Below are 26,690 nucleotides of genomic sequence, written 5' to 3' on the forward strand. Positions count from 1 at the left end.
CGCTTATTGCTGTTGCAGTGCTTGCGAGGTGGCACGGTCGAGGCGGCCGGTCTGCGGCAGGCTCTGGTCGCGCTGGAACTCGCGCAGGGCGTTCTGGGTGTTCTTGCCCATGGAGCCGTCAGGCGTGCCTGCGGTGTAGCCCAGGGCATTGAGCTTTTGCTGCGCGGCGCGCAGCGACATGCCGGCGGCATTGGCGCCCGGAGCCGATGTCTGCGACGGTGCGGCACCGCCGTCCACGCCCAGGCGTCCACCGCCGCCCAGGCCCTGGCCCTTGACGGTCTGCGCCTTGTAGTTGCGCAGCGAGCGCACCATCTGGTTGTAGGCGTCCATGAAGGCGGCGGCGATCACCTTGCCTTCGGCCGTGCGCGTGTAGCCGCCCAGCGAGGCGCCGGCGGAGCCGCCGAACAGCGCGCCCATGCCGCCCCAGTCGGTCTTGGAGGACGAGCCTTCGGAAGCCGACACCTGCACGCCCGAGCGGTTGTCCACCAGGGCCAGCATGACCGAGGCCTCGCGCGTCTTGGTGGCCGCAGCCAGCGCGCCGAAGATGCCGCCTGCGCGGCCGCCGATGGCACCGCCCATGCCGCCGGCATCGCTCTGGTTGAAGATCACTTCGGGGGACAGGCCGTAGTCGGAGGCCACCATCTGGCCCTTGCCCAGGTTGCTGCCGCCGCGCATTTCGCCCGAGTCCATCAGCGCGCGCTCACGCGCCATGGCACCCATGCCGGCCGCGCCGCGTTCCACGACGATGAAGCAGTTGGACTGCTGGATCATCAGGCGCAGCAGCTGCGAGGTGGGCGGCAGGCGGTACTGCTGGGTGAGGATGGTGTACCAGCCCGCGGTCTGGTTCTCGACCAGGGAGATGGTGCCCAGCGAGGAGTCGCAGCGCTCCAGCTCGGTGTTGGCGTTCTCGGCGCTGGCACCGCCTGCGGCGCCCGTGGCCACGGTCTTGGCTTCGGGCGAGCCCATGCGCATGTCGGTGGTCACGCAGCCGGTCAGCGCCACGGCAGCGATGGCAGTCAGGGCAAGATACTTCTTCACGTTGTAATCCTCTTGGTCTGGTCTAGGTGAATCAGCGCCAGGGCAATGGGCATCCACGCACTGGCAGCGTCGCCAGTCAGCGATTACACACAATTACCCCGCATAACAGCGCGCAAATATACCGGGATTCACCCTTGCGAAAAAGCGCTGCTTTGCTGGAGAACGACAGATCACAGACGGTTACAAGCTGTTGTCATCACTCGGGTGCATCGCCGCGCAAACGTTCGATCAGCCCGTTGAGCGCATCGAGCGAGCCGAACTGGATCGCCACTTCGCCCATTTCCTGCAGCTTGCCGCCACGGCGCACGGACTTCTTGATGCGCACTTCGACATCGGCCATGAGCAGGTCGGACAGCTCTTCTTCCACGCGCTTGATGTCGCGCGACTTGCCGTCCTTCTTGGACTTCTGGCGCACCAGGCTGAAGTCGGCGCCGATCTTCTTGACCAGGGCCTCGGCCTCGCGCACCGACAGCTTCTTGGCCGCGATCTGGTTGCCGGCCGTGATCTGGGCCGCGCGGTCCAGCGACAGCAGGGCGCGCGCATGGCCCATGTCGATGTCGCCGGCCATGAGCATGGTCTGCACCGGGTCGGCCAGGTTGAGCAGGCGCAGGATGTTGGTGGCCGCGCTGCGCGAGCGGCCCACGGCCTGGGCCGCCTGCTCGTGCGTGAGGCCGAATTCCTTGACCAGGCGCGACAGGCCCTGGGCCTCTTCCAGCGGGTTGAGGTCCTCACGCTGGATGTTCTCGATCAGCGCCATGGCGGCGGCGGCCTCGTCGGGCACCTCGCGCACCAGCACCGGCACCTCGGCCAGGCCGGCGATGCGGGCCGCACGGAAGCGCCGCTCGCCCGCGATGATTTCGTACTTGCCGGCGTGGTCGCCCTTGGCCAGGCGGCGCACCAGGATGGGCTGCATGATGCCCTGGGCCTTGATGCTTTCGGCCAGCTCGTAGAGCGCGCCCTCGTCCATGTGGGTGCGCGGCTGGTACTGGCCGGGCACCATGACGTCGAGCTGCAGGATGCTGGGCAGGCCGGTCTCGGCCACCGGGCCGCCGCCCTCTTCCTTGTCGTGGACCTTGGGTCCGAGCAGGGCTTCCAGCCCGCGTCCCAGTCCCTTGGGTTTCTTGGTCACCATGGTGTTGTCCTTGTCAAAGCGATGCCAGCAGCGCGTGTCCGCTGTCCCAGTCGCCCAGCCCGCTGGCCGTGTTGAGATGGCCCGAAGGCCCTGCGTCGACGAAGCGTGCGCCCCAGGCATCGGCCATGGCTTGCACGCGCTGGGCGCTGCAGTAAATGTCGTTGTCGCTGCCGACCACGATGGAGGCAAACGGCAGGCGCTGCATCATCACGGGCGACCAGCCGGGCAGTTGCTCGCGCAGCTGGGGCTGCTCGGTATCGCCGGGGGCGACCAGCAGCGCGCCGCGCACCTTGCGGGCGGCCAGCGGCGAATGCGCCGCCCACCAGGCCACAAGGATGCAGCCCAGGCTGTGCGCCACCAGCACCACGGGGCGCGGCGCGTCGAGCACCGTCTCCTGCAGCCTGGCGCTCCAGTCGCCGCGCAGCGGGCGGTCCCAGTCGTTTTGCTCCAGGCGGCGGTAGCCGTGGCGCTGCTCCCAGCGGCTTTGCCAGTGATCGGCGTCCGAGTTCTGCCAGCCGGGCAGCAGCCAGACGTCCTCGGCGGCCCACCCGGTCGGCACGCCCTGCCCTGCCGCTTCATGTGAACCTTGCATGGCTACATCTTCTTGATGCGGCGCACCATCTCGTGCGCGAAATCGATGAAGGCCTTGCTGCCCTTGGCGCCCGGGTCGAAGACCACGCCGGGCACGCCATAGCTGGGCGCCTCAGCCAGGCGCACGTTGCGCGGGATGACGGTGTCGAACACCTTGTCGCCGAAGTGCTCCTTGAGCTGGTCGCTGACCTGCTGCTGCAGCGTGGTGCGCGGATCGAACATCACGCGCAGCAGGCCGATGATCTGCAGGTCGGGGTTCATGTTGGCGTGCACCTGCTTGATCGTGTTGACCAGGTCGGTCAGGCCTTCGAGCGCGAAGTACTCGCACTGCATGGGCACGACCACGCCATGGGCCGCGCACAGGCCGTTCAAGGTGAGCATGGACAGGCTGGGCGGGCAGTCCACCAGCACGAAGTCGTAGTCGGCATCGACCGCCTTGAGGGCGCCCTTCAGGCGATCGTTGCGGCGCTCCAGGGTGACCAGCTCGATCTCGGCGCCGCTGAGTTCGCGGTTGGCGCCCAGCACGTCGTAGCCCACGGCATCGGAACGCACGGCGGCTTCCTTGACGCTGGCGTTCTCCAGCAGCACGTCATAGACCGACAGCTCCAGCGCACGCTTGTCCACGCCCGAGCCCATGGTGGCATTGCCCTGCGGGTCCAGGTCGATCATCAGCACGCGCTGGCCGACCTTGGCCAGGCCCGCTGCAAGGTTGACGGCGGTGGTGGTCTTGCCGACCCCGCCCTTTTGATTGGCGACACAGAAGATTTTGGCCATGGTATTTACACGCTTATTTGGCGATGGCCAGCTTGAGGCCAAAACCGATCAGGAACACGCCCGCAGTCTTTTCGAGAACCCGGGAAACCGCAGGATTGGCGCGCATGCGCTCGGCCAGATGCGCGGTCAGCAGCACCACGATCAGGCAATAGAGAAAGGTCAGCGCGGCCACCGTGGCCGCCATCACCGCGAACGTGAGCAGGCCCTGGTGGCTTGCGGGATCCACGAACAGCGGGAAGAAGGCCATGTAGAACACGATGGACTTGGGGTTCATCAGGGTGATCAGGCCGGCCTGGCGAAAGTAGTGGCGCGGCTCGATGTGTAGCACGGGCTTGTCGCCGGGCTTGGCCGTGAGCATCCTGAAACCCAGCCAGCCTAGGTAGGCGGCGCCCAGCCACTGCACGGCATGGAAGGCCGTGGGATAGGAAGCCAGCAGCGCGGCAACGCCCGCCACGGCCATCCAGATCAGCACCTGGTCGGCCGCCAGCACGCCGGCGCAGGCCGCCATTCCGGCACGTATGCCGCCCTTGCCGGTGGAGGTGATCAGCGCCAGATTGCCCGGCCCCGGAATCAGCAAAAACAGAAGAATGGCAACAACGAATGCGCTGAAATCGGAGATGCCGAACATGCTGACCCCTGAGCGATGAAAGCTGGGAGTTTATGCGAGGGCCATGGCCAGCGCATGTGGAACATGGCCCCGCCGCAACGCGGCAGTGTGCCATTCGGTAAAAAAATCAGGCGCAAACGCGCAGCCAGAGGATGCAGCGCTCGGCATCCAGGCCCGGCACCTTCAATGGTTCCACGTGAAACACCTGCACGTCGGCGGGCAGCGCGGCGATTTCATCGTCGGGGTGCTTGCCCTTCATGGCCAGCCAGGTGCCGCCCTCCTCCAGCGCCTGACGCGACCAGCTGGTGAAGTCCACCAGCGAGGCAAAGGCACGGCAGCTGATCAGCGGATAGCGCGTGGTCAGCTGCTCCACGCGGCTGTGGATGCCGCGCAGGTTGGGCAGGCGCAGCGTGGCCGCCGCCTGCTGGATGAAGGCGGCCTTCTTGCCCACCGTGTCCACGCAGTGCACGTCGATCTGCGGGCAGCAGATGGCAAAGACCACGCCAGGCAGGCCGCCGCCCGAGCCCACGTCCAGCATGGCGGTGCGGCCTTCGCGCGCAGGCATCTGTGCCAGATGGCGCTGCAGCGCCGGCACGGCAGCCAGGCTGTCGAGCAGGTGATGGGTCAGCATTTCCTGCGGATCACGCACGGCCGTGAGGTTGTAGACCTTGTTCCACTTGCCCAGCAGGGCCTGGAATTCCATCAGCGTATCGATCTGGGCGGGGGTGAGGCCCAGCCCCAGCGCCTGCAGGCCGGCTTCGAGCGGAGCGCGCAGTTCCTGGCTCATGCGGATGCCTCCTCGCCCTTCGCGTCAGTCACATCCGGTGCAAAGCCCCGAAAGCCGCCCTTCTTCAGATGCACCATCAGCAGCGAGATCGCCGCCGGCGTCACGCCCGACATGCGCGACGCCTGGCCCAAGGTTTCGGGCCTGTGCTTTTGCAGCGACTGGCGCACCTCGAAGGACAGGGCCGGCACCTGCATATAGTCCAGCTCGGCCGGCAGGCGCAGGTTCTCGAAGTGGGCGGCGCGCTGCACCTCGTCCTTCTGGCGGTCGATGTAGCCTGCGTACTTGGCCGCGATTTCCACCTGCTCGACCACGGAGGCGCTGAGATCGCCCAGCACCTCGGGCTGGACATCGGCCGAGGCATAGCGGCCCTCGTTCAGGCTCATCAGCTTGCCGTAGCCCACATCGGGCCGGCGCAGCAGGTCGAACAGGTTGTACTCGCGCTCGATGGACTTGCCCAGCACCCGCTCCGATTCCTCGGGCGTGACGATGCGCGGATTGACCCAGGTGGACTTCAGGCGCTCTGTTTCACGTGAAACAGCATCGCGCTTGCGGCTGAAGGCATCCCAGCGCGCATCGTCCACCAGGCCCATGGCGCGGCCCGCTTCGGTCAGGCGCATGTCGGCGTTGTCCTCGCGCAGCTGCAGCCGGAACTCGGCGCGGCTGGTGAACATGCGGTAGGGCTCGGTCACGCCCTTGGTGATCAGGTCATCGACCAGCACGCCCAGGTAGGCCTCGTCGCGGCGCGGCAGCCAGGCTTCCTGGCCGCGGCACTGCAGCGCGGCGTTGAGGCCGGCGAACAGGCCCTGGGCCGCCGCCTCCTCGTAGCCGGTCGTGCCGTTGATCTGGCCCGCGAAGAACAGGCCCTGGATCTGGCGCGTCTCGAAGCTGCTCTTGAGCGAGCGCGGATCGAAGTAGTCGTACTCGATGGCGTAGCCGGGGCGCAGGATGTGCGCGTTCTCCAGCCCCTTCATGCTGCGCACCAGTTCGTACTGGATGTCGAAGGGCAGGCTGGTGGAGATGCCGTTGGGATAGAACTCGTTGGTGGTCAGGCCTTCGGGCTCCAGGAAGATCTGGTGGCTTTCCTTGTCGGCAAAGCGGTTGATCTTGTCCTCGACGCTGGGGCAGTAGCGCGGGCCCACGCCCTCGATCTTGCCCGTGAACATGGGGCTGCGGTCAAAGCCGCTGCGGATGATGTCGTGCGTGCGCTCGTTGGTGTGGGTGATCCAGCAGGGCATCTGGCGCGGGTGCATGGCCGCATTGCCGATGAAGCTGAACACGGGCAGCACGCCTTCGTTGACACCACCGGGCATGCCGTCGCCGGGCTGCTCCTCGCACTGCGAGAAATCGATGCTGCGGCCATCCAGGCGCGGCGGCGTGCCGGTCTTCAGGCGCCCCTGGGGCAGCTGCAGCTCCTTGAGCCGCGACGACAGGCTGACGGCTGGCGGGTCGCCCGCGCGGCCTGCCGCGTAGTTGTTCAGGCCCACGTGGATCTTGCCGTCCAGGAAGGTGCCCGCCGTGAGCACCACGGTGCGGCTGCGAAAGCGCACGCCCACCTGGGTGACGGCGCCCACCACGCGGTCGCCCTCGACCATGAGGTCATCCACCGCCTGCTGGAACAGCCACAGGTTGGGCTGGTTCTCCAGCATGTCGCGGATGGCGGCCTTGTAGAGAATGCGGTCGGCCTGGGCGCGCGTGGCACGCACGGCCGGGCCCTTGGAGCTGTTGAGGATGCGGAACTGTATGCCGCCGATATCGGTGGCCAGCGCCATCGCGCCGCCCAGCGCATCCACTTCCTTGACCAGATGGCCCTTGCCGATCCCGCCGATGCTGGGATTGCAGCTCATCTGGCCCAGGGTCTCGATGTTGTGGCTCAGCAGCAGCGTCCTGCAGCCCATGCGCGCAGCGGCCAGCGCGGCCTCGGTGCCGGCGTGGCCGCCACCGACCACGATCACATCAAATTCCTGTGGGTACAACATGCTTATCACTCCGGGGGCCTGCCCGGCCCAAGCCCCCGACACGGAGCACTCACGCTCCGGCGCTCATGGCAGGCGGCCCTCGTTCATGTAGCGAGGGGAACCCAGCGGGGAACCCGCGATTTTCCCACCTTTGCCGCACCAGTGCCTTGCAAGGGGTCGGCCGGCCCTGCCACCGGGCCGGCACTGCGCCGGTGTTCCACGTGAAACAGTGCGGCGGACACAGCGTGTTCACCGCAGGATGCTGCGCGCCGCCGCCCGCAGGGCGGCCCGCTTGCAAGAAACATGTGCAGGGCCTGTGATGCAATGGCGGCCATGCAGATCCTCATCTTCGCGGGCAGTACCCGCCAACAATCGCACAACCGGCGCCTGGCCGCCGCCGCCGCCGGCATGGCGCGCGAACTGGGCGCCCAGCCCACGCTGCTGGAGCTGTCGGATTTCGACATCCCCATGTACAACGCCGACCTGGAGGCCAGCGGCACGCCGCCTGACGTGCTGCGCTTCAAGGCCGCGCTGCACAGCCACCCGGCCTGGCTGATCTGCTCGCCCGAGTACAACGGCAGCTACCCTGCCCTGCTCAAGAACGCCATTGACTGGGCTTCCAGCCCCGTGGCCGGTGATCCGGTCTGGTCCGATGGCACCCTGCCCTTTCGCGGCAAGGTCGTGGGCATGGCCAGCGCCTCGCCCGGCGGCCTGGGCGGCCTGCGCGCCCAGTCGCACCTGGCGCCGCTGCTGCTGAACCTGCAGTGCTGGCTGGCCCCCGTGAGCCACGCCGTCGGCCAGGCAGGCCAGGCATTCGACGACGCCGGCCGCCTGCAGCGACCCCAGGACCAGCTGGGCATGAAGGCCGTGCTGGAACAGGTGCTCTGGGCTGCACAGCGCCTGTCGGCCTGAACCCTGCCGCCAGCGCGGTCCCATCATGCGCAGCCCCTGCACATGGGGTTAGCATGGGCGCTTGTCTTTCTTACCCTGATCGGAAGCCATCCACCATGAAGCTCTACTACAGCCCTGGCGCCTGCTCTCTGTCTCCCCACATCGTCCTGCACGAGGCAGGCCTGGCCTACGAGCCGGTCCTGGCCAGCACCAAGACGCACAAGCTGCAGGACGGCACGGACTACTACGGCATCAACCCGCTGGGCTATGTTCCCTTCCTCGTGCTCGACGACGGCGACACGCTGCATGAAGGCCCGGCCATCGTCCAGTACCTGGCCGATCTGGTCCCCGAGAAGAAGCTGGCACCGGCCAACGGCACCATGGCCCGCTACCACCTTCAGGAGTGGTTGAACTTCATCGGCACCGAGCTGCACAAGGGCTTCGGCCCCCTGTTCAACCCCGCCACGCCCGACGACTACAAGCCCGTGGTGCGCCAGCGCGTGCTGGACCGCCTCAAGTGGGTGGACGGCGAGCTCAATGGCCGCGACTACCTGATGGGCGAGCAGTTCACCGTGGCCGACGCCTACCTGTTCACCGTGACGGGCTGGGCCCAGTTCGTAGGCGTGGACATCTCCGAGCTGACCAACCTCCTGGCCTACCGCGAGCGCGTGCTGGCCCGCCCTGCCGTGCAGGCCGCGATGAAGGCCGAAGGCCTGCTCAAGTAAGCAGCGCCGAGCCCGGGCTCGGCGGCACAAGGGGCCGGCTGGTGTGAACCAGCCGGCCCCTTATCTTTTGCGCGTGCGGATGCGCTGCTCTATCTGGGCCGCCGCAGCGCGCACCTGCTGGGCGATGCGCCGCACGCGCGCCGCCGTCATGCGCTGGGTCAGCGCGGCCACGCTGACCGCCCCCATGGCCTGGCCCATGCTGTCGCAAAAATGCGCGCCCACGGCCGTCACGCCCAGGCTCACGCGGTTCTGTATCACGGCCACGCCTGCGCGGGCCGTTTCCTCGCAGGCCAGGCGCAGCCCCGCATCGGTGAGCTTGCCAAAGGCCGGCAGGGCGGGCGCCACGCGCTCGATGATGGCCTCGCGCTCCTCGGGCGCAATGGCGGCCAGCACGGCCAGCCCCCCGGCGCCCACGCCCAGCGGGCGCCGGCTGCCGACCTGCAGCACCAGCGTGCGTATGGGGAAGTCGCCTTCGAGCCGGTGCAGGCACACGGCCTCGAATCCGCTGCGCACCACCAGGTAGGCCGTGTCCTCGGTTTCACGTGACAGCGCCGCCATGGCCGGCTCGCACAGGTCGCGTATGTCGTGCAGCATCGACCCTGCCAGGCCCAGCTCGAAGGCCAGCGGCCCCAGCCGGTAGCGGTGGGTCTGGGCGTCGTGCACCACCAGGCGCTCGGCAATCAGCTGCTTGAGGATGCGGTGGGCCGAAGGGTGGGGCACGCCGGATTTTTCGGCCAGTTCGCTGAGCGGGCAACCGCGCGCGCCCCCGGTCGCCAGCAGCTTGAGAAAGGCCACGCCCCGCTTGAGGGAGCCGGCATCGGACGATGAGGTCATGTTCGTTTATCGGACAACTGAGTGGCGCCGCCGGGCGATTTGAAAACAATCGGAATGGCCGATCAACCACGGCCCGGCCAGGGCACGGCAAGGCCGGGCGCCACGGATTTCCGAATGATGCAACTCTCCCATCCGCCATTGCAAGACAGAATCGCCGTCGTCACTGGCGCCAGCAGCGGCATAGGCGCCGCCACGGCGCGGGCCCTGGCCCGCGAGGGCGCCACCGTCGTGATCGGCTACCACCAGGGCCGCGACCGCGCCCAGGCGCTGCGCGAGGAGCTGCCGGGCAGCCACCACACGCTGCAGCTGTCGCTGCAAGACGAGGCCAGCCACGCCACCGCCGCCCAGTGGCTGCAGCAGCATCTGGGCCGGGTGGACCTGCTGGTCAACTGCGCGGGCTTCACCGAGCGCATCGCGCACGCGCAGATCGATGCGCTGGAGCCCGCTCTGTTCAACCGCATCCTGTGCGCCAACGTGGGCGGCACCTATGCCGTGACGCGGGCCCTGCTGCCGCTGCTGCGCGCCTCGCAGGATGCCGCCGTGGTCAACGTGTCCTCGGTCTCCGCCTTCACGGGCCTGGGCAGCAACATGGCCTATTGCGCCGCCAAGGCCGCGCTGGACACGCTGACGGTGTCCATGGCGCGCGCCTTCGGCCCGGTGCGCTTTCTCTGCGTCTCGCCCGCCGCCGTGGACACGGGCTTCGTCGGGGGCCGCAGCCGCCAGGAGCTGGAGAAAAAGGCCGCGCACACGCCGCTGGGCCGCGTGGTCGAGCCCGGCGATGTGGCGCAGGCCATCCTCGCCTGCGCCACGCATCTGCGCACGGCCACGGGCACGCGCATCGTGATCGACGGCGGCCACAGCCTCGGTTGAAAGAAGGCACGGCATGCTCGTCGAACAACGCACCTACACAGCCCACCCCGGCAAGTGGCGGGACTACCTGGCGCTCTACCAGGCCGAGGGCCTGGAGCTGCAGCAGCGCATTCTGGGCCGCATGGTCGGCTACTACACCAGCGACTCGGGGCCGCTCAACCAGATCGTCCACCTGTGGGCCTATACGGACCTGAACGAGCGCGCCGAGCGCCGCGCCCGCCTGCTGGCCGAGCCACGCTGGCAGGCCTATGTGGCGCGCATGCTGCCGCTGCTGCAAAGCCAGGAATCGAAGTTCCTGGTCCCGGCCCCCTTCTTCCAGCCCCAGTGGAGCGGCTGCCAGGAGCCGCTCCACGGCGCCACAGGCCCCGCGTCCACTTCCGGCCCCCTTTCCACCGACTGACAGGAGACATCCATGCTGTGCAAAAAGCTTCACCACGCCGCCTACCGCTGCAAGGACGCGGCCGAGACCGTGCGCTTCTATACCGAGGTGCTGGGCCTGCGCTTCACCCACGCCATGGGCGAGGACCATGTGCCCTCCACGGGCCAGTACAGCCCGCACATACACATCTTTTTCGAGATGGAGGACGGCAGCTCCATCGCCTTCTTCGAGTGCCCCAGGGACCCGGGCCAGATGAAGGACATGGAGTCGCCGGGCTGGATACAGCACTTCGCCTTCGAGGTCGCCGACGTGGACACCGTGCTGCGCGCCCGGCAGGACCTGCTGGACCGGGGCATTGACGTGGTGGGTCCCACCAACCACGACGACTTCATCACCTCCATCTACTTCTTCGACCCTTCGGGCCACCGCCTGGAGCTGACCGCACGCACGGCCGACGCGGCGCGCCACCAGGTCTTCGAGCAGGAGGCCATGCAGGTGCTGGCCCTGTGGAACGAGACCCGCGACTGGTCGCAGCGCGAAAAGCTCTACGGCGCCCAGACCGGCTACGCGCGCGCAGACCGCTAGCCGCAACGCCAGCGAGGCCAGCGAAGCCACTGGACACGTCCGCAGCGCGCAATACAAAAACAGGAGACACGACATGACTGCCATCACCCGACGCACGGCCCTGCTTGCAGGCGCCGCCTCACTCGCCCTGCCCACGGCCCGGGCCCAGGGCGGTTTTCCCAACCGGCCCATTCAATTGATCCACGGCTTTGGCGCGGGCGGCAACGCCGACGTGGTGGCCCGGCTCGTGGCCCAGAAGCTGCAGGAATCGCTCAGGCAGCCCGTGGTGGTGGAGATCAAGAGCGGCGCGGGCGGCTCCATTGCCAGCAACTTCGTGGCCAAGGCGGTGCCGGACGGCTACAGCCTGGTCATGCTCACGGGCGCGCACACCGTGTCGGCCGCGCTGCGCAAATCGCTGCCCTACGACGCGGTCAAGGACTTCGCCTTTGTCTCCACCGTCTCGTCCTTTCCCTTCGTGGTGGCCGTGCGCGCCGAGCATCCCGCCAGGACCCTGGCTGATCTGCTGGCCATGGCGCGCAAGGAACCGGGCCGCATCACCTTCACCTCGGTGGGCGTGGGCTCCACCCAGCACATGGCCGGCGAGCTGCTGGGCTCCACGGCCAAGGTACAGCTGCTGCACGTGCCCTACCGGGGCGGCGGCGCACCCGTGCAGGCCGTGATAGCGGGCGATGTGGACGTGCTCAGCGACACGCTGACCGTGGCCATGCCGCACATCAAGTCGGGCCGGCTGCGCGCCCTGGCCGTCACCAGCGCCCAGGCCTGGCCCACCCTGCCCGAGGTGCCGCCGGCCTCGGCCGTGCTGCCCGGCTTCGAGGTGCGCTCCTGGCTGGGCCTGGCCGCGCCCGCAGGCACGCCCGCCGACGTGGTGCAAAGGCTGGCCGCCGAAGCCCACAAGGCCCTGAAGGAGCCCGACCTGCTCCAGGCCCTGGCCAGCGCCGGCAGCGCGGCCACGCCCTGCAGCCCCGAGGAGATGCGTGCCATGGTGGGCGCCGAGATCTCGCGCTGGCGCGGCGTAATCCAGCAGGTCGGCATTCCGCTGCAGGCCTGACGCCATGGACATCATCGGCCTGTGCGGCAGCCTGCGCCGCCATTCCCTGAACCGCCTGCTGCTGGAGTTGGCGGGCAGCTGCCTGCCACCCCAGGCCACGATGCAGGTCTGCGACTGGCGCGCGCTGCCGCCGCTGGATGCCGACCTGCTGGCCACGGGCATGCCCGAATCCGTGCACCAGTTGCGCGAGCGCATCCGCCGTGCCGACGCCGTGTTGCTGGCCACGCCCGAGTACAACTTCTCCATTCCAGGCATGTTCAAGAATGCGCTGGACTGGATCTCGCGTGGCGACGACCAGCCCTTTCGGCACAAGCCCGTGGCCCTTGTCTCGGCCTCGCCCGGCCCGCTGGGCGGCGCGCGCGTGCAGTACGAACTGCGCAAGGTATTGCAGTGCATGGAAGCCGACGTGCTGGCCCGGCCCGAGGTGTTCGTGGGCCAGGCGGCGCAGAAATTCGACAGCCAGGGCCTGTGCACCGATGCCGCCACGCGCAGCTTCGTGACGGCGCAGATGCAGGCGCTGGGGCGACTCGTGGCGCAGCACCGTCGCCTGCACGACAGCGCGCAAATCCCTGGCCTGCACGATTGATTTCATGGGCGTAATCTGTGCCGTACGCCGCGCCGCCCGCACGGGTGGCGCTTTTGCTTCACGCACAGAAAGCCCCGTTGCATGACCTCTCTGTTCGATCCCATACAGGCTGGCGAGCTGCGCCTGCCCAACCGCATCGCCATGGCGCCGCTGACGCGCAACCGCGCACCCCAGGCCCTGCCCAACGACATCATGGTCACCTACTACGCCCAGCGCGCCAGCGCCGGCCTGCTGATCAGCGAAGGCACGGCCATCAGCCACCAGGGCCAGGGCTATGCCCATGTGCCGGGCCTGTACGGCAGCGAGCAGCTCGACGGCTGGAAGCGCGTGACCGACGCCGTGCACAAGGCCGGCGGGCGCATCGTCACCCAGCTGTGGCATGTGGGCCGGGTCTCGCACACCTCGCTGCAGCCCGAAGGCCAGGCGCCCGTGGGGCCGTCCCCGGTGGCGGCCAGATCCAAGACCTATGTGATCGACGAGGACTCGGGCAAGGGCCAGTTCGTGCCCACCTCCGCGCCGCGCGCGCTCGCCCAGCAGGAGCTTCCCGCCATCGTCCACAGCTTCGCCGTGGCCGCGCGCAATGCCGTGGAGACGGCCGGCTTCGACGGCGTGGAGCTGCACGGCGCCAACGGCTATCTGCTGGACCAGTTCCTCAAGACCGGCGCCAACCAGCGCGATGACGACTACGGCGGCAGCATCGAGAACCGCGCCCGCCTGCTGCTCGAATGCACGCGCGCCGCTGCCGATGCCGTGGGCGGCGGCCGCGTGGGCATCCGCCTGTCGCCCGTGACGCCGGCCAACGACATCGCCGATGCCGACCCCCAGCCGCTGTTCGAATACGTGGTGCGCCAGCTGGCGCCGCTGGGCCTGGCCTACATCCACATCATCGAAGGCTCCACCGGCGGCCCGCGTGAATTGCCCGACCGGCCCTTCGACTACGCGGCGCTCAAATCCGCCTACCGCGAGGCCGGGGGCCAGGGCGCCTGGATGGTCAACAACGGCTATGACCGCGACATGGCGCTGCGCGCCGTGGAAAGCGGCCACGCCGATATCGTGGCCTTCGGCAAGGCCTTCATCTCCAACCCCGACCTGGTCCACCGCCTGCGCGACGACCTGCCGCTGAACCCCTGGAACTCCAGCCTGTTCTACGGCGGCGGCGCCGAGGGCTATACCGACTACCCGTTCGCGCGCCAGGCCTGATTTGCGGCGCTGCAAAGCAAAAAGCCCGCAGGCCATGCCTGCGGGCTTTTTCGTTCGCGCGATTCACGGGGTCACGTGAAACAGGGCCGCTGGCCCCTGCCTTCTCAGGCGTGTTCCAGCAGCTGGGTCTCGCGGGCCGAAGCCAGCGAGGCGCGGCCTGCAGCCGGCGCCAGGCTGGGCTGGCCCTGGGAGGGACGGCCATAGGAAGCATGCGAGCCCATGGACGCCACGGCCGCACCGGCAATGCGGAACTGGCCCACCACCTGCGCCAGGCGCGCGGCCTGCTCGCGCAGCGACTCGGCGGCGGCAGCCGATTCCTCGACCAGGGCTGCGTTCTGCTGCGTCATGCGGTCGATGTCGCCCACGGCCTGGTTGACCTGGCCGATGCCCCCCGACTGCTCGCTGGAAGCCGCCGTGATCTCGCCAATGATGTCGCCCACGCGCTGCACGCTGTCCACGATTTCCTTCATGGTCTTGCCCGCGTCCTCGACCTGGCGCACGCCCACGTCCACGGCCTGCACGCTGGTCTGGATCAGCGCCTTGATCTCGCTGGCCGCCTGGGCCGAGCGCTGGGCCAGGGATCGCACCTCGGCCGCCACCACGGCAAAGCCGCGGCCCTGCTCGCCGGCGCGTGCCGCTTCCACGGCGGCGTTCAGCGCCAGGATGTTGGTCTGGAAGGCGATGGAGTCGATAAGGCCGATGATGTCGCCGATCTTGCGGCTGGAGGTCGTGATCTCCTGCATGCTGACCACCGCCTGGGCCACCACGTCGCCACCGCGCGTGGCCGTGGTCGAGGCAGAGGCCGCCAGCTGGTTGGCCAGCTGCGAGGACGATGCCGTCTGCTGCACCGTGGCCGTGAGCTGGGACAGCGAGGCCACGGTCTCCTGCACATTGCTGGCCGTCTGCTCGGTGCGCGAGGACAGGTCCTGGTTGCCCGTGGCGATCTCCTGGCTGGCCGTGGCGATGTTGCCGCTGGCGTCGCGCACCTGGGTCACCATGGAGCCCAGGCTCTGCTGCATCTGGTCCAGCGCGCGCTGCAGATCGGCCACCTCGTCCTTGCCCTCCACCTTCACGCTCTGCGACAGATCGCCCTGGGCAATGGTCAGCGCCGTCTGGCGCGCCTGCACCAGGGGGCGGCAGATGGACAGCATGTTCATCAGCGTCAGCGGCACCACCACCAGCACCGTGAGCACCACGGCAGCCACGAAGATCCACTGCGTCTGCTCGGCCACGCCCTGCTCCTCCGCGGCCATGGCATCGACCTGCTGGCGCAGCAGCTGGTCGAGCTGGGCGATGAGCTTTTCGACCTCGGCCACCTCGGCCATGGCCTTGCCGCTCATGCGGTTGGCCGTGGTCGCCGTGTCATAGCCACCGGCCTCCAGCTGCCGCGCAATGTGCTCGAACTGCTGGCGGTAGCGGTCCACGCGCTCGGAGATGCCGCTGACGATGGCATCGTCGGCCGGGTCCTCGTCCTTCAGAAAGCGCTCGGCCACGGATTTCACGCGGTCGATGGCGGCCAGCCACTGGGTGTGGGCCTTGCGCACCTCTTCGGCACGCTCGTACTGGATGATCATGTCCTTTTCATGGGCGCGCACGGCACCCAGCTCGGCGCGCAACTCCACCATGTAGCCCATCTTGGCGTACGAGGTATGCATGAACTGCTGACTCATGCCATGGATGCGGAACATGCCCAGCATCCCGGCTCCGCCCAGCAGACCCAGCAGTACCAGCACCATGGCGATGGCACCCAGCATCCGCGTGCGGATCGTGAAAGCCCGCATCATTCCCAACAAGTTCATGACCGTTTTCCTCTCTGTCAGTCAAGGCGCCCGCACGGTCTCCAAATGCATAGCGCCAACGTAAATACAAATTGTTGCAGTTTGTCAGATGATCGCCAATGGCCTATGACGGTTTTTGCCTATTCACGGCTCTTTTCGATCTATCGGCCATTGCAGCGGATCATTGAGCCGGCCGACTCACATCGAATTGGGCCAAATCAACCCTTGTCCAGCCAGACGCTTGACCTTGCCATGGTGTCAGGGTTCAACATGCCGTCCATGGCTTGCGCCACTTCGGCGCGCCCCAACCAGGAGCGAGAGATGCAACATGTTTTCACCGTGCAGGGCATGACCTGCGGCCACTGCGAACGCGCCGTCACCCAGGCCGTGCAGGGCGTGGATGACCAGGCCCAGGTAAAAATCGATCGCGCCGCCCAGCGCGTGGAAGTCGACAGCAGCGCCAGCCGCGAGGCACTGGGCGCCGCCATTGCCGAAGAAGGCTACAAGGTCGCCTGAGAGACACCTCAAAGACACCGAAGGCATCCGAAAGGCACGCACCATGTCCGCCCACCCCGCACAGCACTGGCCCGTCTCCATCGGCGAGGCCGCGCGCCGCGCCGGTGTCTCGGCGCGCATGGTGCGCCACTACGAAGCCCAGGGCCTGCTGCCGCCCATGCACCGCACGGACGGTGGCTACCGCCAGTACGCCGAGGCCGACGTGCATGCCCTGCGCTTCATCCGCCGGGGGCGCGACCTCGGCTTTTCCATGGACGAGATCGCCACCCTGCTCGGCCTGTGGCAGGACAAGAGCCGCGCCAGCAGCCAGGTCAAGGCCATCGCCCAGCGCCACATCGACGAACTGACCGAGCGCATCGCCGCCATGCAGGCCATGCAGCGCACGCTCAAGACCCTGGTGCACTGCTGCCACGGCGACGACCGGCCGGACTGCCCGATATTGGATGATCTGGCGGCGCAGGAGAGTGCGGCGCCGTAGCGTGTCTCACGGCAGGGAACGGCGCTTCAGCCGCCCGCCTTCGCACGCTTTGCAGGCTTGCCCACCTTGGGTGGCTTGGATAACTTGGGCGTATCGAGAACATCCGCCCTGCGCAACACCCCCCCATCAAGGTATCAATGCACTGCTGCGCCACTTCCTCGGCCGAGTACTGGCCGCCAGGCTGGTACCAGCGGCCTATCCAGCTGAGCGCGCCGGCAATCACGAAGGCCGTCATCTTGGGGTCGCAAGGAGCCAGAGAGCCCTCCTGCACGCCGGCGGCCACAAGGCGCCGGAAGGCCTGGTCTATGGCGGCCTTCTGGCGGCGCAGTTCGCGGCGGCTGTCGGGGGGACCTGTTCGTCGCCCACGCGGATCAGGCACATGCCGAAGTCCATGGTGACGATGCGCGCATAGACCTGCATGCAGGCGCGCAGCTGGTCCACGGCCTGGCCACCTGCACGGCGCGAGGCCTCGATGCCTTCCAGCGTCATGGCCAGGCCCTGGTTCACGCACTGCAGCAGGATCTCGTCCTTGTTCTTGACGTAGTAGTACAGCGTGGGCTTGCTCACGCCCAGCCGTGCGGCGATGTCGTCCAGCGAGGTGGCGGAGAAGCCGCGCTCGTTGAACAGCTGCGCGGCGGCCTGCAGCACGGCCTGGCGCTTGGCCTCGCGCTGCTGCTCGCGGTCGGGCGTGCCGCTCCAGGGCGAGTCCACGGCGGGCGCCGCACGGCCTTTGCGGGTGCGGGTTCCGGGGCTGGGTCGGGTCTTGGTTTCAGGGCTCGATGGCTTCATGGCGGCGGGTGCACCGGGGAAATCACCGATGCTGCATGCGGAGGGCGACAACCAGAATCTACTCCAAAGTAAACAGCCTACGCTTCAGTAGGCTCCTGCCCGGCTCGACGAACCAACGCACGAGAGCGCCATGGAGACACACCCCGACGGCGGCCCGCCCGCCCCCTTGCTGCAGGTCGATGGCGTCACGCTCGCCTTTGGCGGCGTGAAGGCGCTGTCGGGCGTGGGCTTCGATGTGCAGCCCGGCTCGATCACGGCCGTGATCGGCCCCAACGGCGCGGGCAAGACGTCGCTGTTCAACACCATCTCGGGCTTTTACCGGCCCACGGGCGGCTCCATCCGCTTCCAGGGCGAGGACATCACGCGCATGCCGGCGCCGCGCCGCGCGCGGCTGGGCCTGGGGCGCAGCTTCCAGAACATTGCGCTGTTCCGGGGCATGACGGTGCTGGACAACATCAAGCTGGGCCGCCACGCCCACCTGCGCACCAACGTGCTCGATGCCCTCCTCTACCTGGGCCGCGCACGCCGCGAAGAGGCCGAGCTGCGCCGCGACATCGAGGAGCGCATCATCGATTTCCTGGAGATAGACCACATCCGCCATGCGCCCGTGGCCGCCCTGTCCTACGGGCTGCAAAAGCGCGTGGAGATGGCGCGCGCCCTGGCCATGCAGCCGCGCATCCTGATGCTGGACGAGCCCGTGGCCGGCATGAACCGAGAGGAGACCGAGGACATGGCGCGCTTCATCCTCGACGTGCGCGCCGAATGGGGCGTGACCGTGCTCATGGTGGAGCACGACATGGGCATGGTCATGGACCTGTCCGACCATGTGGTGGTGCTCAACTTCGGCCAGGTCATCGCCCAGGGCACGCCTGCCGTGGTGCAGGCCGATCCCGAGGTGAACCGGGCCTACCTGGGCGCCGGTGATGTGGGCGAGCTGCGGCGCCGGCTGCGCGGCGCGTCCACCCGGCCAGAGCCCGCCAAGCCGCAGCCTGCCCTGGCACAGGAAGCCGCATGATGGACTGGGCCTACCTGTTCGAGATCGCCCTCACGGGCCTGGCCGCAGGCGGCCTGTATGCGCTGGCCGCGCTGGCCTTCGTGGTGGTCTACAAGGCCACGCGCGTGGTCAACATCGCCATCGGCGAGCTGCTGATGGTGGGCGCCTACCTGTTCTTCACCTTCGCGGCCATGTTCGCGCTGCCGCTGTGGCTGGCCATTCCCGCCGCCGTGCTGGGCACGGGGCTGCTGGGCGCGCTGATCGAGCGCACCATGATCCGGCCGCTGCTGGGCGAGCCGCCGATCTCGGTGTTCATGGTCACCGTGGGCCTGGCCTCGGTGCTGGTGGGCCTGGTGGAGCTGATCTGGACGGCCGACCAGCGCCGCCTGCCCGAGTTCATGCCCACGCAGCCCGTGATGATCGGCGAGGCCTTTCTCGCGCCCAAGGTGGCCTGGGGCGCAGCTGTGGCCGTGGTCTTCATCGCGGCCGTGCTGCTGGTGTTCCGCTACTGGCGTGGCGGCGTGGCCCTGCGCGCCACGGCCAGCGACCAGGCAGCGGCCTATTCGGTGGGCATCAACGTGCCGCGTGTGTTCTCGCTGGCCTGGGTGGTGTCGGCCATGATCGCCGCCGTGTCGGGAATCATCGTCGGCTCCATCGGCGGCATCTCGTCGAGCATGGGCGTGTTCGGCCTGTCGGTGCTGGTGGTCGTCATCGTGGGCGGGCTGGACAGCGTGCTGGGCGCCCTGGTCGGCGGCCTGTTCATCGGCCTGGTGGAGGCGCTGGCCGGTGCCTACCTGGGCGGCGAGTACAAGCTGCTGGCCACCTTCATCGTGCTGGTCGTGGTGCTCATGCTCAGGCCCTACGGCCTGTTCGGCACGCACGAGATCGAGCGGCTCTAGACAGCTTCAGAAAGACGGCAGCATGCGCATAGGCACCCTCAAGGAAAGCTACATCGCCGATGCGGCGCTGTTCGACTCCCGCACGCAACGCATCTGGCTGGCCATGGCCGGCGCGCTGCTGGTGCTGTTTCCCTTCATGGCCAGCGACTACTGGCTGTACCTGGCCTGCCTGGTCAGCATCAACGTGGCCGGCGCCACGGGGCTGAACATCCTCACCGGCTACACGGGCCTGGTCAGCCTGGGCCAGGCCGCCTTCATGGGCCTGGGCGCCTACACGGTGGCCATCCTGCAGGCGCGCTGGGGCACGCCCGTGCTGTTCAACCTGCTGGCTGGCGGCTTCGTGGCCATGCTGGGCGGCATCGTGGTGGGCCTGCCCTCGCTGCGCGTCAAGGGCCTGTACCTGGCGATTGCCACCATCGCGGCCTCGTTCATCGCGCACTTCCTGTTCGCCAACCTCAAGCTCACGGGCGGCACGGCGGGCCTGACGCTGCAGCCGGCCACGGTGTTCGGCGTGACGCTGGACACCTCGTTCCGGCTGTACTGGGTGATCGTGCCCGTCACGCTGCTGATGCTGCTGGGCGCGGCCAACCTGTTTCGCACGCGCATCGGCCGCGCCTTCATCGCCATCCGCGACCGCGACATCTCGGCCGAGGTGCTGGGCATACCGCTGCTGCGCTACAAGCTGCTGTCGTTCGGGCTGTCCTCGTTCTACGCGGGCGTGGCGGGCGGGCTGTGGGCGTACTTCTTTCGCGTGGTCACGCCCGAGAGCTTTCCGCTCTTGATGTCCATCTTCTTTCTGGCGGCCATCATCGTCGGCGGCATGGGCTCCATCCTGGGCGGCATCCTGGGCGCGGTCTTCATGACCATGGTCCCGGAGCTGCTCAAGCTCATCGTGGACCTGCTGCCCGGCGGCTCCGAGCTGGCCGTCTTCCTGTCGCCCGTGCGCACCATGGTGTTCGGGCTGCTGATCATCGTCTTTCTGGTCTTCGAGCCGCAGGGGCTCGCAGAAATGTGGCGGCGCCTGCGCCGCTTCTTCCACCTGTGGCCCTTCCGCAATTGAGGCGGCGCCGCGCACGACAAGCAAAAGGAGACAAGCAATGCAGCAACACCCGACCTCCTCGCGCCGCCGCAGCCTGCTGCTGGCGGCCGGCGCCAGCCTGGCCGCACCGCTGGCCGCCCGCGCCCAGGCTGGCGGCGAAGACATCGTGATCGGCGGCTCCATCCCCATGACGGGCGTGTTCGCCTTCGCGGGCGTGGGCATCAATGCCGGCATGGGCGACTACGTGAAGATGGTCAACGAGGCCGGCGGCATCAAGGGCCGCAAGGTCCGCTACGTGCCCGAGGACACGGGCTACAAGGTCGATGTCTCGGTGGCCGCGTTCAAGAAGATCACCAGCCAGAACAAGGTCAACCTCTACTACGGCGACTCCACGGGCTTTTCCAAGACCATCAACCCCGAGCTGGACCGCAACGGCGCCATCCTCATGGCGGGCGCCTCCTTCGCCACCGAGCTCAACAACCCGGCCAAGTACCCGAACCAGTTCCTCGTGGGGCCCGACTACACGGAGATGTTCGGCATCCTGCTCAAGCACATCGCCAAGGAAAAGCCGGGCGCCAAGGTGGCCTTCGTCTACTCCGACTCCGAATTCGGCCGCGACCCCATCGAGGCCAGCGAGGCGGCCGCCAAGAAGCTGGGCCTGAACGTGGTGGCCAAGCTGATGACGCCGCCCGGCAGCGTGGACGTGTCCACCGAAGTCATCAAGCTGCGCCGCGCCGCGCCCGACTACACCATCTTCCACGGCTACATCCTCGCGCCCATTCCCGAGTTCATCCAGCAGGGCAAGCAGATGGGCATGACAAGCCAATGGATGGGCACCTTCTGGACCATGGACAGCTCCACCGTCATGAAGATGGGCGAGGCCGGCGACGGCTTCATGGGCGTCATGCCCTACCGCTACTACTACGACACCTCGGCCAAGGCGCCCATGCTGGACAAGATCCGCGCGCTGCGCCCCGAGTACCAGAGCACGGCCTATATCCAGGGCTTTCTGGCGGCCATGCTGTTCGTGGAATCGGCCAGGCGCTGCCTGGACGCGGGCAAGCCGCTCACCGGCCCCAACCTCAAGGCCGCGCTCAATTCCATCAAGGACTTCGACACGGGCGGACTGATCGGCGTGCCCATCACCATCAAGGGCAATTCGATTCCCGTGGGCCGCGTCTACAAGGCGGACATGAAGGCGCAGAAGATGCTGCCCGCCTCTGACTGGATCGCACTTTGACCGTCGTCCGAACAGACGCCCGCACATGACCGAGCAGCCCACGGACAAGGTCCTCGAAATCAACAACATCGAGGTCATCTACAACAAGGTCGTGCAGGCCCTGCGGGGCCTGTCGCTGGCCGTGCCGCGCGGCCAGATCGTGGCCCTGCTGGGCAGCAACGGCGCGGGCAAGAGCACCACGCTCAAGGCCGTCTCCGGACTGCTGGCGCTGGAGGACGGCCTGCTGGCCAGCGGCAGCGTGCGCTACAACGGCCAGTCCACCGCGCAGTACGCGCCCCAGCAGCTGGTGCGCCTGGGGCTGTCGCATGTGATGGAGGGCCGGCGCGTGTTCGAGGACCTCACGGTGGAGGAAAACCTCGTGGCCGCCACCTACGCGCTCACGGGCCGCAATCAAGTCAAGCCCGACTTCGACCTGGTCTACAGCTACTTCCCGCGCCTGCATGAGCGACGCAAAGGCCTGGCCGGCTACCTGTCGGGCGGCGAGCAGCAGATGCTGGCCATTGGCCGCGCGCTGATTGCCGAGCCCCAGCTCATGCTGCTGGACGAGCCCTCGCTGGGCCTGGCGCCGAAGCTGGTGGAGGACATCTTCACCATCATCGCGCGCATCAATGCCGAGCGCGGCACCTCCATGCTGCTGGTCGAGCAGAACGCCACCGTGGCCCTGGCCGTGGCGCACAGCGGCTACATCATGGAGAACGGCAAGATCGTCATCGACGGCCCGGCCGAACGCCTGGCCCAGGATGCCGACGTGCGCGAGTTCTACCTGGGCATGGGCGGTGGTGGCGAGGCAAAAAGTTTTCGCGACCTGAAGCACTACAAGCGCCGCAAGCGCTGGTTGTCATGAAGCACCCCCTGAGTCGCTTCGCGCCTTCCCCCTCTCTCCCGCTTCGCGAGGGAGGGGGACAGCACCCTCGGTGCGGGGCGGCCCTTCCTCGGTGCTCCCGTGTGGGGGCACGCCAGTGTCAAAGGCAGCGCGATGGGTCATTGATATGAAGAACCTTCCCGAACTCACCCTGCCCCAGATGCTGGCCGAACGCGCGCGCAGCGATGCCCAGCGCGTGGCCATACGGCAAAAGGACTTCGGCATCTGGAAGCCCACCAGCTGGGCGCGCTACCACGAGCGTGCCAGCCACTTCGGGCTGGGCCTGGCGCAGCTGGGCCTGCCGCCAGGCGGCCACATGGGCGTGATCTCCGAGAACCGCATCGAGTGGGTGCTGGCCCAGATGGGCGCGGGCCTGATCGGCGCCATCACCGTGGGCGTGTACCCCACCAGTCCCACGCCCGAGGTCGCCTATGTGGCGGGCCATGCCGATGTGGACATCATGGTCTGCGAGGACCAGGAGCAGACCGACAAGCTGCTGGCCGCACTGCCCCAGCTGCCGCGCCTGAAAAAGATCATCGTCATGGAGACCAAGGGCCTGCGCAGCTTCGCGCCGGAGGTCCGCGCCCTGATCGCCACCTTCGACGAGGTCGAGCGCCTGGGCACCCAGGCCGCCAGCCGCGCCCCCATCGAAGAGGCGCTGGCACACCAGACGCTGGATGACGTGGGGCTGATGATCTACACCTCGGGCTCCACCGGCAAGCCCAAGGGCGCCATGATCACCTACCGCAACATTCGCGGCGTGGTGCCCGGCATTGCCGAGCGGCTGGGGCTGGACGGCGGCACGCGCCACCTGTCCTACCTGCCGCTGTGCCACGTGGCCGAGCAGATGCTGACCAGCTTCGTGCCCGTCTACCTGGGCTCGCAGGTGCACTTCGGCGAGTCCATTCGCACGGTGCAGGAAGACCTGCGCGAAGTCGCGCCCAACATGTTCCTGGGCGTGCCGCGCATCTGGGAGAAGCTGCATGCGGCCATCAGCATCAAGATGCAGGAGACCGGACCGCTGCGCCGCGCGCTCTACCGGCGCGCCATGGCGGCCTGCGCGCCGCTGGCCGAAAAGCCCCGCAGGCAGTGGAGCCTGGCCGAGCGCCTGGCCTGGGCCGCCAGCTACTGGAGCGTGCTGCGCGCGCTGCAGAACTTCATCGGCCTGCGCGAGGCGCGCGTGGCGCTCACCGGCGCCGCGCCCATACCGCCCGACGTGGTGCGCTTTTTCCGCACGCTGGGCGTGCCGCTGATCGAGGTCTACGGGCTGACCGAATCCACGGGAATGGTTACCGGCCACCGCCTGGACGACGTGGCCGTGGGCACCGTGGGCGTGGCCACCGAAGGCGTGCAATGGCGCATTGCCACCCATGCCGGCCCCGATGAGGGCGACGGCAGCGGCGAGCTCCAGATCAAGGGCGACATGGTCTTCGCGGGCTACTACAAGAACCCCGAGGCCACGGCGCAAAGCCTGCAGGACGGCTGGCTGCACACGGGCGACGTGGTGCGCGTGCAGGGCGGCCAGCTGCGCATCGTGGACCGCCTCAAGGACATCATGATCACCGCCGGCGGCAAGAACCTCACGCCCTCGGAGATCGAGAACACCATGAAGGCCAGCCCCTTCATCAAGGAGTGCATCGTCGTGGCCGAGGGCCGCAAGTTCGTGGGCGCGCTGGTGCAGATCGACTACGAGACGGTGGGCCAATGGGCCCAGGCGCGGCGCATTCCCTTCACGCATTTCCGCTCCCTGGCCGAGATGGCCGAGGTGCGCGCGCTGATCGATGCCGAGATCGCGCAGGGCAATGCGCGCCTGGCCCAGGTCTCGCATGTGCGGCGCTTCCATCTGCTGACCAAGGAGCTGGACCACGACGACGGCGAAGTCACGGCCACGATGAAGGTGCGCCGCTCGTCCATCTACAAGACCTACGCCGCCGAAATCGACGCCCTGTACCACTGATCCGCTCCCATGACCGACACGCAAGACACCCCGCTGCTGCTGCACCGCGAAGGCGCCATCGCCACGCTGACCTTCCACCGCCCCGCCGCCCTCAACGCCATCGACGTGCCCATGGCGCTGGCACTGCGCGACGCCGTGCGCGCCCTGGCCCAGGACCGCGCGCTGCGCTGCGTGGTGCTGGAAGGCGCAGGCCGCGCCTTCATGGCGGGCGGCGACCTGGACACGCTGGCCGCCGACCCCGTGCGCGGCGCGGCCGAGCTGCTGGCGCCGCTCAACGAGGCCGTGGCGCTGCTGGGCCAGCTCGATGCGCCCGTCATCGCCAAGGTGCATGGCGCGGCGGCAGGCGCAGGCCTGTCGCTGATGCTGCAGGCCGACTTCGTCTGCGCGGCCGAGGGCACGCGCTTCAACCTGGCCTACATCAACCTGGGCGCCAGCTGCGACGTGGGAGCCTCCTGGGCGCTGCCGCGCATCGTGGGCCTGCGCAACGCGCTGGAGATCGCCATGCTGGGCGAGACCCTGGACTGCGCCCAAGCGCAGCGCCTGAGCCTCATCAACCGCGTCCTGCCGCCCGCCGAACTCGACGCCGCCGTGCTGCAGCTGGCCCAGCGCCTGGCCGCCGGCCCCACGGTGGCGCTGGGCCATATGCGCCGCCTCATGCGCGCCGGCCTGGACCGCAGCCTGCGCGACCAGCTGGCCGCCGAGGCCTGCGCCTTCGACGCCTGTGCCCGCACGGCCGACCTGCCGCGCGGTATTGCGGCGTTCCACGCCAAGCAGACGCCGCAATTCGAGGGACGTTGACCTGCGCCCGGAACTGACGCCGAGGCGGCTGCGCTGCCTGCCGCCTGCCCGGCACAATGCACTCCATCCCCCGTGTTCATCGCTTCGAGGAGCTTCACCATGACCCCACGCGACGTCTTCGTCGTCGGCACTGCGCGCACCGCCATCGGCACCTTCGGCGGCAGCCTCAAGGACGTACCCAACACCCAGCTGGCCACCACGGCCGTCAAGGCGGCCATCGAGCGCGCGGGCCTGGCGCCCGACGCCGTCGGCCACGTGGTCATGGGCAATGTGATCCCCACCGATACCAAGGACGCCTACCTCTCGCGCGTGGCCGCCATCGATGCGGGCTGCCCCATCGAGACGCCGGCCTTCAACGTCAACCGGCTGTGCGGCTCCGGCCTGCAGGCCATCGTCTCTGCCGCCCAGGCCATTGCGCTGGGCGACTGCGACGTGGCCATCGGCGGCGGCAGCGAGTCCATGAGCCGCGGGCCCTACTTCGACCAGGCCGCCCGCTGGGGCGCGCGCATGGGCGACGCCAAGAGCATCGACTACATGCTGGGCATCCTGCACGACCCCTGGCAGAAAATGCACATGGGCATCACGGCCGAAAACGTGGCCGAGCGCTACCACATCAGCCGCGAAATGCAGGACGAACTGGCGGCAGCCAGCCACCAGCGCGCGGCCGCTGCCATTGCGGCCGGCCACTTCAAGGAGCAGATCGTTCCCGTGGAGATCGCCACGCGCAAGGGCGTCGTGGTCTTCGACACCGACGAGCATGTGCGCGCCAGCACCACCATCGAATTGCTGTCCACCATGAAGCCCGCGTTCCGAAAGGAAAGCGGCAGCGTGACGGCCGGCAATGCCTCGGGCATCAACGACGGCGCCGCCGCCGTGGCCCTGGCCGCAGGCGATCGCGTGGCGGCCCTGGGACTGAAGCCGCTGGCGCGCCTGGTGGGCTACGCCCATGCCGGCGTGGACCCCGCCTACATGGGCATAGGCCCCGTGCCGGCCACGCAGAAGGTGCTGCAGCGCACGGGCCTGAAGATTGCAGACATGGACGTGATCGAGGCCAACGAGGCCTTCGCGGCCCAGGCCTGCGCCGTGATCCAGCAGCTGGGCATGGACCCGGCCAAGGTCAACCCCAACGGCTCGGGCATCTCGCTGGGCCACCCGGTCGGCGCCACGGGCGCCATCATCACCACCAAGGCCATCGCCGAGCTGCAGCGCACGGGCGGCCGCTATGCGCTGGTGACCATGTGCATTGGTGGCGGCCAAGGGATCTCGGCCATCTTTGAAAGAGTCTGAGCGCCGCCTGGGCGTGGCGATGTTTCACATGAAACATCGCCACCGCAGCCG

The 26,690-nt window shown here is 68.2% G+C and carries 27 protein-coding genes and 1 pseudogene; 18 read left to right on the forward strand and 10 right to left on the reverse strand.

The window, feature by feature from the left end:
- Positions 1-3 precede the first annotated feature (3 nt).
- From BO996_RS02775 to mnmG, 7 genes are all read right to left on the reverse strand, one after another.
- On the reverse strand, positions 4-1,038 hold the full coding sequence (locus tag BO996_RS02775; protein WP_013799966.1) for a peptidoglycan-binding domain-containing protein: 1,035 nt from the start codon (positions 1,036-1,038) through the stop codon (positions 4-6).
- Positions 1,039-1,234: 196 nt separating this feature from the next.
- Positions 1,235-2,170, reverse strand: a complete 936-nt coding sequence (locus BO996_RS02780; RefSeq protein ID WP_013799965.1) for a ParB/RepB/Spo0J family partition protein — start codon at positions 2,168-2,170, stop codon at positions 1,235-1,237.
- A 13-nt stretch (positions 2,171-2,183) separates the two neighbouring features.
- Positions 2,184-2,762, reverse strand: a complete 579-nt coding sequence (locus tag BO996_RS02785; protein WP_071953952.1) for an RBBP9/YdeN family alpha/beta hydrolase — start codon at positions 2,760-2,762, stop codon at positions 2,184-2,186.
- Between the two features lie 2 nt (positions 2,763-2,764).
- The gene (locus BO996_RS02790; RefSeq protein WP_034397528.1) at positions 2,765-3,535 is read right to left on the reverse strand and encodes a ParA family protein; all 771 of its coding nucleotides are present in this window, start codon (positions 3,533-3,535) and stop codon (positions 2,765-2,767) included.
- 13 nt (positions 3,536-3,548) lie between these two features.
- On the reverse strand, positions 3,549-4,163 hold the full coding sequence (locus BO996_RS02795) for a LysE family transporter (protein ID WP_012201988.1): 615 nt from the start codon (positions 4,161-4,163) through the stop codon (positions 3,549-3,551).
- A gap of 106 nt (positions 4,164-4,269) precedes the next feature.
- Positions 4,270-4,929 (reverse strand): 16S rRNA (guanine(527)-N(7))-methyltransferase RsmG, encoded by a 660-nt coding sequence (gene rsmG / locus BO996_RS02800; protein ID WP_071953953.1) that lies wholly within the window; start codon positions 4,927-4,929, stop codon positions 4,270-4,272.
- Positions 4,926-6,905 carry a tRNA uridine-5-carboxymethylaminomethyl(34) synthesis enzyme MnmG gene (gene mnmG, locus BO996_RS02805; RefSeq protein WP_071953954.1) on the reverse strand — a complete coding sequence of 660 codons (1,980 nt, stop codon included), beginning with the start codon at positions 6,903-6,905 and terminating at the stop codon, positions 4,926-4,928. The genes rsmG and mnmG overlap by 4 nt, the downstream gene beginning before the upstream one ends.
- 303 nt (positions 6,906-7,208) lie before the next feature.
- Here mnmG and BO996_RS02810 point away from each other — a divergent pair, with 303 nt between their 5' ends.
- Both BO996_RS02810 and gstA read left to right on the forward strand, forming a co-directional pair.
- Entirely contained in the window at positions 7,209-7,796 is a 588-nt protein-coding gene (locus BO996_RS02810; RefSeq protein ID WP_012201985.1) for an NADPH-dependent FMN reductase, read from the forward strand.
- A gap of 95 nt (positions 7,797-7,891) precedes the next feature.
- A complete protein-coding gene (gene gstA / locus BO996_RS02815) occupies positions 7,892-8,500 on the forward strand; it encodes a glutathione transferase GstA (RefSeq protein ID WP_013799958.1) in 609 nt (202 codons plus the stop codon).
- 60 nt (positions 8,501-8,560) lie between these two features.
- Here gstA and BO996_RS02820 read toward each other — a convergent pair whose 3' ends face one another.
- Positions 8,561-9,334: an IclR family transcriptional regulator gene (locus BO996_RS02820; RefSeq protein WP_065344964.1), complete on the reverse strand. Its 774-nt coding sequence runs from the start codon at positions 9,332-9,334 to the stop codon at positions 8,561-8,563.
- 138 nt (positions 9,335-9,472) lie between these two features.
- On the opposite strand from BO996_RS02820, the gene BO996_RS02825 reads away from it, so the two are divergent.
- The 6 genes from BO996_RS02825 to BO996_RS02850 all read left to right on the forward strand — a co-directional run bounded on the left by BO996_RS02825 (position 9,473) and on the right by BO996_RS02850 (position 14,002).
- Positions 9,473-10,204 (forward strand): SDR family NAD(P)-dependent oxidoreductase, encoded by a 732-nt coding sequence (locus BO996_RS02825; RefSeq protein WP_231574354.1) that lies wholly within the window; start codon positions 9,473-9,475, stop codon positions 10,202-10,204.
- Positions 10,205-10,217: 13 nt separating this feature from the next.
- Positions 10,218-10,604, forward strand: a complete 387-nt coding sequence (locus BO996_RS02830) for an NIPSNAP family protein (RefSeq protein WP_063327853.1) — start codon at positions 10,218-10,220, stop codon at positions 10,602-10,604.
- 12 nt (positions 10,605-10,616) lie between these two features.
- Positions 10,617-11,168 carry a VOC family protein gene (locus BO996_RS02835; RefSeq protein ID WP_065344965.1) on the forward strand — a complete coding sequence of 184 codons (552 nt, stop codon included), beginning with the start codon at positions 10,617-10,619 and terminating at the stop codon, positions 11,166-11,168.
- Between the two features lie 73 nt (positions 11,169-11,241).
- Positions 11,242-12,216 carry a tripartite tricarboxylate transporter substrate binding protein gene (locus tag BO996_RS02840; protein WP_071953955.1) on the forward strand — a complete coding sequence of 325 codons (975 nt, stop codon included), beginning with the start codon at positions 11,242-11,244 and terminating at the stop codon, positions 12,214-12,216.
- 4 nt (positions 12,217-12,220) lie between these two features.
- A complete protein-coding gene (locus BO996_RS02845; RefSeq protein WP_071953956.1) occupies positions 12,221-12,802 on the forward strand; it encodes an NADPH-dependent FMN reductase in 582 nt (193 codons plus the stop codon).
- Positions 12,803-12,883: 81 nt separating this feature from the next.
- Positions 12,884-14,002 (forward strand): alkene reductase, encoded by a 1,119-nt coding sequence (locus tag BO996_RS02850; protein ID WP_071953957.1) that lies wholly within the window; start codon positions 12,884-12,886, stop codon positions 14,000-14,002.
- Between the two features lie 104 nt (positions 14,003-14,106).
- Here the strand turns inward: BO996_RS02850 and BO996_RS02855 are convergent, their stop codons facing one another.
- Entirely contained in the window at positions 14,107-15,801 is a 1,695-nt protein-coding gene (locus BO996_RS02855) for a methyl-accepting chemotaxis protein (RefSeq protein WP_071953958.1), read from the reverse strand.
- 300 nt (positions 15,802-16,101) lie between these two features.
- On the opposite strand from BO996_RS02855, the gene BO996_RS02860 reads away from it, so the two are divergent.
- Entirely contained in the window at positions 16,102-16,296 is a 195-nt protein-coding gene (locus BO996_RS02860) for a heavy-metal-associated domain-containing protein (protein ID WP_012201975.1), read from the forward strand.
- Positions 16,297-16,339: 43 nt separating this feature from the next.
- Positions 16,340-16,774, forward strand: a complete 435-nt coding sequence (gene cueR, locus BO996_RS02865) for a Cu(I)-responsive transcriptional regulator (RefSeq protein WP_012201974.1) — start codon at positions 16,340-16,342, stop codon at positions 16,772-16,774.
- A gap of 26 nt (positions 16,775-16,800) precedes the next feature.
- Here cueR and BO996_RS02870 read toward each other — a convergent pair.
- Positions 16,801-17,563 (reverse strand): annotated as a pseudogene (locus BO996_RS02870) (TetR/AcrR family transcriptional regulator).
- A gap of 130 nt (positions 17,564-17,693) precedes the next feature.
- Here BO996_RS02870 and BO996_RS02875 point away from each other — a divergent pair.
- From BO996_RS02875 to BO996_RS02910, 8 genes are all read left to right on the forward strand, one after another.
- Positions 17,694-18,578, forward strand: coding sequence for an ABC transporter ATP-binding protein (locus BO996_RS02875; RefSeq protein ID WP_071953959.1), 885 nt, complete (start codon positions 17,694-17,696; stop codon positions 18,576-18,578).
- Positions 18,575-19,456 carry a branched-chain amino acid ABC transporter permease gene (locus BO996_RS02880; RefSeq protein ID WP_013799949.1) on the forward strand — a complete coding sequence of 294 codons (882 nt, stop codon included), beginning with the start codon at positions 18,575-18,577 and terminating at the stop codon, positions 19,454-19,456. The genes BO996_RS02875 and BO996_RS02880 overlap by 4 nt, the downstream gene beginning before the upstream one ends.
- A gap of 22 nt (positions 19,457-19,478) precedes the next feature.
- Complete coding sequence (locus BO996_RS02885) at positions 19,479-20,516, forward strand: branched-chain amino acid ABC transporter permease (protein ID WP_071953960.1); 1,038 nt, start codon at positions 19,479-19,481, stop codon at positions 20,514-20,516.
- 37 nt (positions 20,517-20,553) lie between these two features.
- Positions 20,554-21,735: an ABC transporter substrate-binding protein gene (locus BO996_RS02890; protein ID WP_043825208.1), complete on the forward strand. Its 1,182-nt coding sequence runs from the start codon at positions 20,554-20,556 to the stop codon at positions 21,733-21,735.
- A 25-nt stretch (positions 21,736-21,760) separates the two neighbouring features.
- Complete coding sequence (locus BO996_RS02895) at positions 21,761-22,579, forward strand: ABC transporter ATP-binding protein (protein WP_071953961.1); 819 nt, start codon at positions 21,761-21,763, stop codon at positions 22,577-22,579.
- Positions 22,580-22,724: 145 nt separating this feature from the next.
- A complete protein-coding gene (locus tag BO996_RS02900; RefSeq protein ID WP_071953962.1) occupies positions 22,725-24,554 on the forward strand; it encodes an AMP-dependent synthetase/ligase in 1,830 nt (609 codons plus the stop codon).
- 9 nt (positions 24,555-24,563) lie between these two features.
- Positions 24,564-25,352, forward strand: a complete 789-nt coding sequence (locus BO996_RS02905) for an enoyl-CoA hydratase/isomerase family protein (protein WP_071953963.1) — start codon at positions 24,564-24,566, stop codon at positions 25,350-25,352.
- A gap of 99 nt (positions 25,353-25,451) precedes the next feature.
- Complete coding sequence (locus BO996_RS02910) at positions 25,452-26,639, forward strand: acetyl-CoA C-acyltransferase family protein (RefSeq protein ID WP_071957013.1); 1,188 nt, start codon at positions 25,452-25,454, stop codon at positions 26,637-26,639.
- The last annotated feature ends 51 nt before the right edge of the window (positions 26,640-26,690 follow it).

It is taken from the genome of Delftia sp. HK171 (genome assembly GCF_001886655.1).
In the GTDB taxonomy this organism is placed as follows: Bacteria; Pseudomonadota; Gammaproteobacteria; order Burkholderiales; family Burkholderiaceae_C; genus Comamonas; species Comamonas acidovorans.

Bases quoted from the DNA above. Each gene is read 5' to 3' on its own strand.
- BO996_RS02780 (WP_013799965.1), bottom strand. From the start codon at position 2,170: ATGGTGACCAAGAAACCCAAGGGACTGGGACGCGGGCTGGAAGCCCTG.
- BO996_RS02785 (WP_071953952.1), bottom strand. From the start codon at position 2,762: ATGCAAGGTTCACATGAAGCGGCAGGGCAGGGCGTGCCGACCGGGTGG.
- BO996_RS02790 (WP_034397528.1), bottom strand. From the start codon at position 3,535: ATGGCCAAAATCTTCTGTGTCGCCAATCAAAAGGGCGGGGTCGGCAAG.
- BO996_RS02795 (WP_012201988.1), bottom strand. From the start codon at position 4,163: ATGTTCGGCATCTCCGATTTCAGCGCATTCGTTGTTGCCATTCTTCTG.
- rsmG (WP_071953953.1), bottom strand. From the start codon at position 4,929: ATGAGCCAGGAACTGCGCGCTCCGCTCGAAGCCGGCCTGCAGGCGCTG.
- mnmG (WP_071953954.1), bottom strand. From the start codon at position 6,905: ATGTTGTACCCACAGGAATTTGATGTGATCGTGGTCGGTGGCGGCCAC.
- BO996_RS02810 (WP_012201985.1), top strand. From the start codon at position 7,209: ATGGCGGCCATGCAGATCCTCATCTTCGCGGGCAGTACCCGCCAACAA.
- gstA (WP_013799958.1), top strand. From the start codon at position 7,892: ATGAAGCTCTACTACAGCCCTGGCGCCTGCTCTCTGTCTCCCCACATC.
- BO996_RS02820 (WP_065344964.1), bottom strand. From the start codon at position 9,334: ATGACCTCATCGTCCGATGCCGGCTCCCTCAAGCGGGGCGTGGCCTTT.
- BO996_RS02830 (WP_063327853.1), top strand. From the start codon at position 10,218: ATGCTCGTCGAACAACGCACCTACACAGCCCACCCCGGCAAGTGGCGG.
- BO996_RS02835 (WP_065344965.1), top strand. From the start codon at position 10,617: ATGCTGTGCAAAAAGCTTCACCACGCCGCCTACCGCTGCAAGGACGCG.
- BO996_RS02840 (WP_071953955.1), top strand. From the start codon at position 11,242: ATGACTGCCATCACCCGACGCACGGCCCTGCTTGCAGGCGCCGCCTCA.
- BO996_RS02845 (WP_071953956.1), top strand. From the start codon at position 12,221: ATGGACATCATCGGCCTGTGCGGCAGCCTGCGCCGCCATTCCCTGAAC.
- BO996_RS02850 (WP_071953957.1), top strand. From the start codon at position 12,884: ATGACCTCTCTGTTCGATCCCATACAGGCTGGCGAGCTGCGCCTGCCC.
- BO996_RS02855 (WP_071953958.1), bottom strand. From the start codon at position 15,801: ATGAACTTGTTGGGAATGATGCGGGCTTTCACGATCCGCACGCGGATG.
- BO996_RS02860 (WP_012201975.1), top strand. From the start codon at position 16,102: ATGCAACATGTTTTCACCGTGCAGGGCATGACCTGCGGCCACTGCGAA.
- cueR (WP_012201974.1), top strand. From the start codon at position 16,340: ATGTCCGCCCACCCCGCACAGCACTGGCCCGTCTCCATCGGCGAGGCC.
- BO996_RS02875 (WP_071953959.1), top strand. From the start codon at position 17,694: ATGGAGACACACCCCGACGGCGGCCCGCCCGCCCCCTTGCTGCAGGTC.
- BO996_RS02880 (WP_013799949.1), top strand. From the start codon at position 18,575: ATGATGGACTGGGCCTACCTGTTCGAGATCGCCCTCACGGGCCTGGCC.
- BO996_RS02885 (WP_071953960.1), top strand. From the start codon at position 19,479: ATGCGCATAGGCACCCTCAAGGAAAGCTACATCGCCGATGCGGCGCTG.
- BO996_RS02890 (WP_043825208.1), top strand. From the start codon at position 20,554: ATGCAGCAACACCCGACCTCCTCGCGCCGCCGCAGCCTGCTGCTGGCG.
- BO996_RS02895 (WP_071953961.1), top strand. From the start codon at position 21,761: ATGACCGAGCAGCCCACGGACAAGGTCCTCGAAATCAACAACATCGAG.
- BO996_RS02900 (WP_071953962.1), top strand. From the start codon at position 22,725: ATGAAGAACCTTCCCGAACTCACCCTGCCCCAGATGCTGGCCGAACGC.
- BO996_RS02905 (WP_071953963.1), top strand. From the start codon at position 24,564: ATGACCGACACGCAAGACACCCCGCTGCTGCTGCACCGCGAAGGCGCC.
- BO996_RS02910 (WP_071957013.1), top strand. From the start codon at position 25,452: ATGACCCCACGCGACGTCTTCGTCGTCGGCACTGCGCGCACCGCCATC.